This window comes from Phytoactinopolyspora endophytica, from assembly GCF_004138495.1.
Lineage (GTDB): Bacteria > Actinomycetota > Actinomycetes > Jiangellales > Jiangellaceae > Phytoactinopolyspora > Phytoactinopolyspora endophytica.
This window is the reverse complement of record NZ_ML142874.1, coordinates 1,241-8,726: the sequence shown is the minus strand read 5'-3', so window position 1 is coordinate 8,726 and position 7,486 is coordinate 1,241. Positions and strand designations below refer to the sequence as shown.

11 protein-coding genes are annotated in these 7,486 nt (G+C 66.7%); 9 read left to right on the top strand and 2 right to left on the bottom strand.

All coding sequences use genetic code 11. From position 1 onward, the window contains the following. Window positions 1-192 precede the first annotated feature (192 nt). The 9 genes from ELR45_RS31555 to ELR45_RS31525 are packed head-to-tail and all read left to right on the top strand — an operon-like array spanning window position 193 to window position 5,396. Window positions 193-1,161, top strand: coding sequence for a TolB-like translocation protein (locus ELR45_RS31555; RefSeq protein ID WP_129669825.1), 969 nt, complete (start codon window positions 193-195; stop codon window positions 1,159-1,161). A 34-nt stretch (window positions 1,162-1,195) separates the two neighbouring features. Next, a complete protein-coding gene (locus tag ELR45_RS42230; protein WP_276320756.1) occupies window positions 1,196-1,321 on the top strand; it encodes a hypothetical protein in 126 nt (41 codons plus the stop codon). Window positions 1,322-1,377: 56 nt separating this feature from the next. Then, window positions 1,378-1,767: a helix-turn-helix domain-containing protein gene (locus tag ELR45_RS31550; protein WP_129669864.1), complete on the top strand. Its 390-nt coding sequence runs from the start codon at window positions 1,378-1,380 to the stop codon at window positions 1,765-1,767. Between the two features lie 10 nt (window positions 1,768-1,777). Then, window positions 1,778-2,239, top strand: a complete 462-nt coding sequence (locus ELR45_RS31545) for a VOC family protein (RefSeq protein WP_129669824.1) — start codon at window positions 1,778-1,780, stop codon at window positions 2,237-2,239. 36 nt (window positions 2,240-2,275) lie between these two features. After that, complete coding sequence (locus tag ELR45_RS31540; protein ID WP_129669823.1) at window positions 2,276-3,538, top strand: glutamate-5-semialdehyde dehydrogenase; 1,263 nt, start codon at window positions 2,276-2,278, stop codon at window positions 3,536-3,538. Between the two features lie 41 nt (window positions 3,539-3,579). Beyond that, window positions 3,580-3,726, top strand: a complete 147-nt coding sequence (locus ELR45_RS36110) for a hypothetical protein (protein WP_165368272.1) — start codon at window positions 3,580-3,582, stop codon at window positions 3,724-3,726. A gap of 12 nt (window positions 3,727-3,738) precedes the next feature. Continuing rightward, on the top strand, window positions 3,739-4,335 hold the full coding sequence (nadD, locus tag ELR45_RS31535) for a nicotinate-nucleotide adenylyltransferase (protein ID WP_240760283.1): 597 nt from the start codon (window positions 3,739-3,741) through the stop codon (window positions 4,333-4,335). A 36-nt stretch (window positions 4,336-4,371) separates the two neighbouring features. Next, complete coding sequence (gene rsfS, locus ELR45_RS31530; RefSeq protein ID WP_129669822.1) at window positions 4,372-4,764, top strand: ribosome silencing factor; 393 nt, start codon at window positions 4,372-4,374, stop codon at window positions 4,762-4,764. Continuing rightward, window positions 4,761-5,396, top strand: coding sequence for a histidine phosphatase family protein (locus tag ELR45_RS31525; protein ID WP_129669821.1), 636 nt, complete (start codon window positions 4,761-4,763; stop codon window positions 5,394-5,396). The genes rsfS and ELR45_RS31525 overlap by 4 nt, the downstream gene beginning before the upstream one ends. A gap of 41 nt (window positions 5,397-5,437) precedes the next feature. On the opposite strand, the gene ELR45_RS31520 is transcribed toward ELR45_RS31525, so the two are convergent. Both ELR45_RS31520 and ELR45_RS39860 read right to left on the bottom strand, forming a co-directional pair. Further along, the gene (locus ELR45_RS31520) at window positions 5,438-6,040 is read right to left on the bottom strand and encodes an acyl-CoA-like ligand-binding transcription factor (protein WP_129669820.1); all 603 of its coding nucleotides are present in this window, start codon (window positions 6,038-6,040) and stop codon (window positions 5,438-5,440) included. A 57-nt stretch (window positions 6,041-6,097) separates the two neighbouring features. Further along, on the bottom strand, window positions 6,098-7,486 hold a 1,389-nt coding region (locus ELR45_RS39860; RefSeq protein ID WP_205857652.1), incomplete at its 5' end, for an MMPL family transporter.

The following is a 7,486-nucleotide window of genomic DNA, read 5'->3' as shown; positions in this document are numbered from 1 at the left end:
CCTGCCGTAGTTGGGTGGTGTACGTCCCACATGGGAGGAATGCTTGTGCGCGGTGTTCGTGTAGGGATAGCTCTGGTTGGACTCGTCCTGGCGGGGTGTGCCGGTGGATCTTCGCAGCCCGATGACGCCTCGACATCTCCACAGGAGACCGAGAGCGTCGGCGGTGCCTCGGCCGATGAGTCTGAAGCCGGGGTGAATATTACGAAGGATGAGGCGCCGACCAGCGCCGAGGATCTGGGAACACCGGAGGGTGTTCCGCTGACGGGCGCGACCGGTTTGCGGCTCGTGGACGGGAACATGCTCGTTGACTTGGACCAGGGCGAGCGGAGCAAGATAACCGGTCTTCCCGAGGGTGGGGATCGCTGGGTCGAGGCGCACGAAGTGGGGCACCGCACCGTCTTGACCGTTGGGTGCGCCCTCGAGTGTGACGACCCGAATCAAGTGTTCGTGCTCTCTGAGGACGCCACCGAGGCGATGCGGATCGCGTCCGATGTGGTGATGGCGCCAGCGCCGGACGGCATCTGGGTGACGACCTATGAAACCGATGACATCTGCACGCTGGCGAAGATCGGGCTGGACGGCAGGACGATGACACCTGCTCGCGCTATCGATTGTGCCGTCACCGTCCGGGAAGAAACCCCGTTGGGGTTGCTCGTCTGGATCGATGGACGAGGAGACGCGATTCTCGACCCCGCAGATCTCAGCGAGCCGGTCCGCGAAGACGGAACGATCCACGCTGTCGTGGGAACGAGGATGGTCGTCACGGGGGGTGAGGGCTTCGCTGTGGTCGAGTCAGATGGGTCGAGTACGACGGTCGAGGCGCCTGAGTCTGTCGGGAGACCGTACGACGGCCGGGTGAGCCCGGATGGCCGGTATGTGGCTTTCTCGTATCAGCATCCAGCGTGGCCGGGTCCGCGGCAGCGCCTCGATGTGTGGGTCCTCGACTTGAACAAGATGGAGTGGGCTCAGGTGCCGTCCATGCCGGTGGCTGCCGCGCTGAAGGTCACCACGGAGTTCTGGGCGCCGGATGGCCGTCTGATGCTGCTGGGATCCTTCGAGGAACGTCACCTGCTCGCAGCTTGGCGGCCCGGCGAGAGTGAACTGGCGATCAGGGAGGTCACGTTGCCTGAACACGGGGCTGAGCCCGTCACCGTATGGTGAACTGTGATGGGCTGAGTTCGGTATCTTGCAGCGTATGGCCATGACAATGCATCTACCGGAGGCTCTCGACCGGGCCGCACGAGCCCTGGTGGAGCCCGATGGCCGGGTGGTCGCGCAGGACACGGATCGGCCAGCAGGCTGTGCCACACTGCTGAGGTGACGTCTGTTCCCGGGGCGACGGCCCAGAGTAGGTCGGTTGAGGAGACCAACCGGTGGATGCTGCGTGCGCGGGACGCGATAGATCGCGACTACGCGAAGCCGCTGAACATACCCGCGCTGGCACGGATCGCGCTGGTCTCGGAGGCGCACTTCATCCGGACGTTCCGCGCCACCTTCGGCGAGACGCCGCATCGGTACCTGCAGCGCCGGCGGGTGGAGCGGGCGATGGCGCTGCTCCGCAACACTGACCGCAGCGTGACGGACATCTGCATGGACGTAGGATTCACCAGCCTCGGGACGTTCAGTCGGGTCTTCCGCGACATCATCGGCCATTCCCCTTCGCAGTACCGCCAGCGAGTGGAACCCGTCCCGGTGCCGAGTTGCTTCGCGATGGCCTGGACGCGCCCGAGCAGTTTTGGAGAAGTGCGCCGACGCGAACCGGTCTAGCGTGAGAGCCATGTTCACAGCAATCACACATTCCGGCCTGTACGTGCTCGACCAGGACGAGGCGCTCGACTTCTACGTCGGCAAGCTCGGGTTCGAGGTCCGCTCCGACGTCGACCTCGGGTTCATGCGCTGGCTCACCATCGGCGTGCCCGGCGACAACGACCGCGAGGTACTGCTGGAGAAGCCGGCTCCGCCCGCGATGCCCGAGGAGACGGCCGCTCAGGTCCGCGACATGGTCACCAAGGGCGCCGCAGGGCTCGGTTTCATCCTCCGTACCGACGACTGCCAGAAGACGTACCAGGAGCTGAAGGCCAAGGGCGTCGAGTTCACCCAAGAACCGACGGAGCAGCCGTACGGCATCGACTGCGCCCTGCGGGACCCGTTCGGCAACAACATCCGCATCACCCAGCCCGCTGCCGAGGTGGCCGAGATCACGGACGAGGTCCGCAGGCGCTGGGCCGGCGAATCCTGAGCAGAGTGCAGGGGGACGCGTCGTAGACTTCTCGGCATGACCGATGAGCTTGCGGCTTCCGTCCACGACGCTGCCCGGCATGCCCGTAAGGCGGCAGCTGACCTGGCAGTTCTGACCCGTGCGCAGAAGGACGTCGCACTGATGGCGATGGCCGATGCGCTCGTCGCCAATGCGGCGCGGATCGTTGAGGCGAACGGCGAAGACGTCGCTCGCGCTCGCGATAACGGCACCAGCGAGGCGATCATCGACCGGCTCCGGCTGGACGACAAGCGGATCGCGGCGATGGCCGACGGCCTGCGGCAGGTGGCCGGGCTTCCCGATCCGGTGGGCGAGATCGAACGCGGCTACGCCTTGCCCAACGGTCTCGAGGTGCGTCAGCGCCGGGTGCCGCTCGGCGTCGTCGGAATCATTTACGAGGCTCGGCCCAACGTGACCGCCGACGCCGCAGGGCTGGCCTTGAAGAGCGGCAACGCCGTCCTGCTGCGCGGTTCATCGAGCGCGGCGGTGTCCAACACGGCCATCGTCGGCGTGCTGCGGACCGCCACCGTGACCACTGACGTGCCCCTGGACGCCGTCCAGCTGGTCCCCGGGGACGGGCACGAAGCCGCCAAGCACCTGATGCGGGCACGTGGCCTCGTCGACGTGCTGATCCCGCGCGGGGGAGCCGGGCTGATCCGCAGCGTGGTCGAGGAGTCGACCGTGCCGGTCATCGAGACGGGCGTGGGCAATTGCCACGTCTACGTCGACGCCGACGCGGATCTCGACACCGCGCTGGAGATCGTGCTCAACGCCAAGACCCAGCGGCCGAGCGTCTGCAACGCCGCGGAGACCCTGCTGGTGCACGCTGATGTCGCCGACGCGTTCCTCCCGCGGGTGCTGCCGGCACTGCGCGACGCCGGTGTCACGGTGCACGGCGACGACCGTGTGCGCAGTCACGACTCCGAGGTGGCCGCCGCCACGGACGACGACTGGGCGGCCGAGTACCTCTCCCTGGACCTCGCGGTCGGCGTCGTCGATAGTTTGGACGACGCGGTGGCGCACATCCGCCGATGGGGTAGCGGGCACACGGAGGCGATCGTCACCCGCTCGCTCGCGGCGTCGCGGCGGTTCGCGGCCACGACGGATTCCGCGGCCGTTATGGTCAACGCCTCCACCAGGTTCACCGACGGCGAGCAGTTCGGCTTCGGCGCCGAGATCGGCATCTCCACCCAGAAGCTGCACGCCAGGGGTCCCATGGGCCTGCGGGAACTCACCACCACCACGTACGTGGTGACCGGCGACGGTCACATCCGCGGCTAGCGCTCGCCGAGCCGTGGGCCGCATGCGATAGTGTGCTGCCCATGGAGAAGGTCGTGCTGCTGGCGGAAGAAGCGCACAGCGAGAGTGAGGGTTTCCCGGCTGAAGGGTGGGGCATCGGGGCGCTCGTCATCCTGCTGGTGCTGCTGATGGTGACCCTTTCCTTCGGTAAGGGCCGCCCGCACGCCTGAGCTGGTTTCCTGGTGAGCGAGCAGAAGCGACTTGGCATCATGGGTGGGACGTTCGATCCCATCCATCACGGCCACTTGGTCGCCGCCAGCGAGGTGCAGCATTGGTTCGGCCTTGACGAAGTGATCTTCGTGCCGACCGGGCAGCCGTGGCAGAAGGGCGACCGGGAGGTCACAGCCGCCGAAGACCGTTACCTGATGACCGTCATCGCGACCGCGTCGAATCCGCGGTTCTCGGTCAGCCGGGTGGATATCGACCGAGGCGGGCTCACCTACACGGTGGACACATTGCGTGACCTACGGCAGGATCATGGCGAGGAAAGCGAGCTGTTCTTCATCACCGGGGCAGACGCGCTGCAACAGATTCTGTCCTGGCGGGATGCGGAGGAATTGTTCGAGCTCGCGCACTTCGTCGGCTGCACCCGGCCGGGTCATGAGCTGTCCGACGCCGGCCTGCCGGAAGGCAAGGTCACGCTGGTCGAAGTGCCGGCGCTGGCCATCTCGTCCAGCGAGTGCCGGGACCGGGTAGCCGGGGGTGAGCCGATCTGGTACCTCGTACCCGATGGCATCGTCCGATACATCAACAAGCGCCAACTGTACGTACCGACGTAGGATTCGTAGGGAATCGTCCGCTTGAAAGGCTCTGATTTGCCCGCAACCGACCGCGCCACCCAGCTCGCTTTCGCCGCCGCTGAGGCGGCCGCTGACAAGCTTGCCGATGACATCGTCGCATTCGACGTCTCGGACCAGCTGGCCATCACCGACGCATTCGTCGTCTGCTCGGCTCCCAATGACCGTCAAGTCCGGGCCATAGTCGAGGCCATCGAGGAGCGCCTGAGAGTTCTCCAGGCTAAACCGGTGCGGCGTGAAGGACAGCAAGAAGGCAGGTGGGTGCTGCTGGACTATGTCGACATCGTCGTACATGTGCAGCATGCGGAGGAGCGCTCGTACTACGCGCTCGAGCGGCTGTGGAAGGACTGCCCCGTCATCGAATTGCCGGAAAGCGTCCACGTCGGCCGTGGCAACGGAGCGGGGGAGTGAGTCGACGGGTCGTCCTGTGGAGACACGGCCGGACCGAATGGAACGCTGCCGGCAGGTTTCAAGGTCAGACCGACGTCGACCTGGACGAGGTCGGTCTACAGCAGGCCCGTGAGACCGCGGCGCGGCTGGCGTCGCTCGAACCGGAGCTGCTCATCGCGTCGGACCTGAAACGAACCCGGGACACCATGGCGACGCTGGCGGCGCTGACCGGGAGTGGCTTCGAATTCGATCCGAGGCTACGAGAGACCTACGCCGGGGAGTGGCAGGGCTGCACGTCGGCGGAGATCTCGGCGCGATGGCCGGACGAGTTCAAGGCGTGGCGTGCAGGTGATCCGTTGCTGCGGGTCGGCGGTGGCGAGACGCGGCAAGAGGTGGCCGACCGGATGGTGAGCGCCGTGCGCGACGCCGCGGCGCGGCTTCCTCAGGACGGGCTCGCCGTGTTGACCACGCACGGTGGCGCCGCCCGGCTGGGCATCGCAGCCCTGATCGGTATGCCGCTGAAGCTGTTCACCAACATCGGCGGGCTGTCCAACTGCTCGTGGTCGATGCTCCGGGAGGGCGACGACGGGTGGATCCTCGTCGAGCACAACGCCGGCACCCTGCCGACACCGGTGGTCATCGAAGAGGGCTGAGCGTATGCCGCCGGAGGTCCTCCCGCGGCATGTGCAGGAACCTACAGTGGAAGTCCGGCTTCGAGCTGCGCGAGCGCCGCGTCGAAGTACTCGATGAAATCGCTGTCAGGGCTCGCCATGGCCGCGAAGTATGCGGCATAGACGGCACCGAGCACCGCGCCCACCCAGATTCGAACGGCGAAGTCGTCGGGCTCGCGGCCCACTCGTGCGGCGATGAAATGGCAGAGCACCTCGTTGTTCTGCCTGACTGAGTCTGTGAGGACGGACTGGAGCTCTTGCACCTCCGCGATCAACCGCCATCGGGTCTTCTCGAGCGCGAGCTCATCGGGGTTCATGTGCTGCAGGACATCGTGGATCGAAGCTCGAACGGCCGCCACAGGCGACAGATCAGCGGGCTGGCGGACGAACGTCTCCATCATCAGTGGGTCGTAGCGGTCGTAGAAGACCGTGTCCGCCTTGGTGGGGAAGTAGCGGAAGAACGTGCTCTGCGACACGTCGGCGGCGTCGGCGATCTGCTCGACAGTCGTCGCCACGTATCCCTGCTCCATGTAGAGCCGGAGCGCGTGGTCCTGGATGGCCGTCCGGGTGCGGGCCTTCTTGCGTTCCCGCAGCCCGGTCGGCTGGCCGTTCTCGTGCGAGCTCATAGACCCAATTCTGGCCGTTCGGGCGGCCGCTTGGAGAATCAGCCACATCCTGCGCCCTTATCGAACGGCGGTCTGGTCGGCTTCGCCTTGCTGACGCTCCAGGTAGCGGGCGAGGCGTTCGCCTTCGACGTCGACGTTGGGCAGCAGCCGGTCGAGCCACCGGGGCAACCACCACGCGCGGGCGCCGACCAGAGCCAGGACGGCCGGGACGATCGTCATCCGCACGATGAACGCGTCGAACGCGATGGCGACGGCGAGTGCGAACCCGATCTGGACGATGTCGCTGACATCACCCAGGATGAACCCGCCGAAGACACTGATCATGATGATCGCCGCGGCGGCCACGACCCGGGCGCCGTGCTGGAAACCGACGGTGACCGCCTGCCTCGCCTGGGCACCATGGACGAACTCCTCCCGCATCCTGGTGACGAGGAAGACCTCGTAGTCCATGGCCAGCCCGAACACGACGCCGATGATGAAGATCGGCAGCAGACTGATGACGGAGCCGGTCTCCTGAACTCCTAGTAGGCCGGTCAGCCAGCCCCATTGGAAGACCGCGACGAGAGCGCCGAACGTCGCCGCGATGGTCAGCAGGAACCCGAGCGCGGCCTTCAGCGGCACGATGATCGACCGGAACACGATCATGAGCAGGATGAAGGAGAGGCCGACGACGACGCTGAGATAGGGCAGGAGAGCGTCGCCCATCTTCTCGTTGAAGTCGATGAAGACCGCCGTGGAGCCGGTCACGCTGAGGTGGGCGCCGGACTGCTCGGCTTGCGTCGCGACGTCGGACCGGATGGTGTCGACGAGGCGCTCGGTGTCCTCGTGGTCTGGCCCGGTGACCGGGACGACGCTGAAGATTGCGGTGTCACCGGCCTGGTTGATCTGGGCGGGCGCCGCCATCTGGACGCCGTCGAGCTCGGACAGTGTCGCGTGCAGTTCCTCGGCCGCCTGCTCTGAGGTGGAAGCGTCGGCCATGTCGGCGACGACCAGGAGCGGGCCGTTGAAGCCGGGACCGAACCCTTCGGCGGTGAAATCGTAGGCCTGACGTTGGGTGGTCTCCGGTGGATACGTGCCCTCGTCGGGGAATCCGAGCCGTAGGTCGGTGATGGGCAACGCGAGGACGCCCAGCCCGACGACGGCGACGGTCAGCACAGCCACCGGCCGCCGGACGACGAAGTTCGCCCAGCGTCGGCCCGCCGTCGGCCGGCTGTCGTCCTCGGGGTCGCGTACCTTGAGGCCGGGGATGCGCGTCGAGAGGACACGTTGTCCGGCGAAGCCGAGAAGAGCCGGCAGCAGAGTCAGAGCGATGACGACGGCGACCCCGACGGTCAGGGCGGCCGCCAGGCCCATCTCGGTCAGGATGGGGATGCCGACGACGGACAGCCCCGCGAGGGCGATCATGACGGTGAGGCCGGCGAAGACGACCGCGGAGCCGGCGGTGCC

Coding starts and splice junctions, on each gene's coding strand:
- ELR45_RS42230 (WP_276320756.1), top strand. CDS start 1,196: ATGGCCATGACAATGCATCTACCGGAGGCTCTCGACCGGGCCGCACGA.
- ELR45_RS31550 (WP_129669864.1), top strand. CDS start 1,378: ATGCTGCGTGCGCGGGACGCGATAGATCGCGACTACGCGAAGCCGCTG.
- ELR45_RS31545 (WP_129669824.1), top strand. CDS start 1,778: ATGTTCACAGCAATCACACATTCCGGCCTGTACGTGCTCGACCAGGAC.
- ELR45_RS31540 (WP_129669823.1), top strand. CDS start 2,276: ATGACCGATGAGCTTGCGGCTTCCGTCCACGACGCTGCCCGGCATGCC.
- ELR45_RS36110 (WP_165368272.1), top strand. CDS start 3,580: ATGGAGAAGGTCGTGCTGCTGGCGGAAGAAGCGCACAGCGAGAGTGAG.
- ELR45_RS31520 (WP_129669820.1), bottom strand. CDS start 6,040: ATGAGCTCGCACGAGAACGGCCAGCCGACCGGGCTGCGGGAACGCAAG.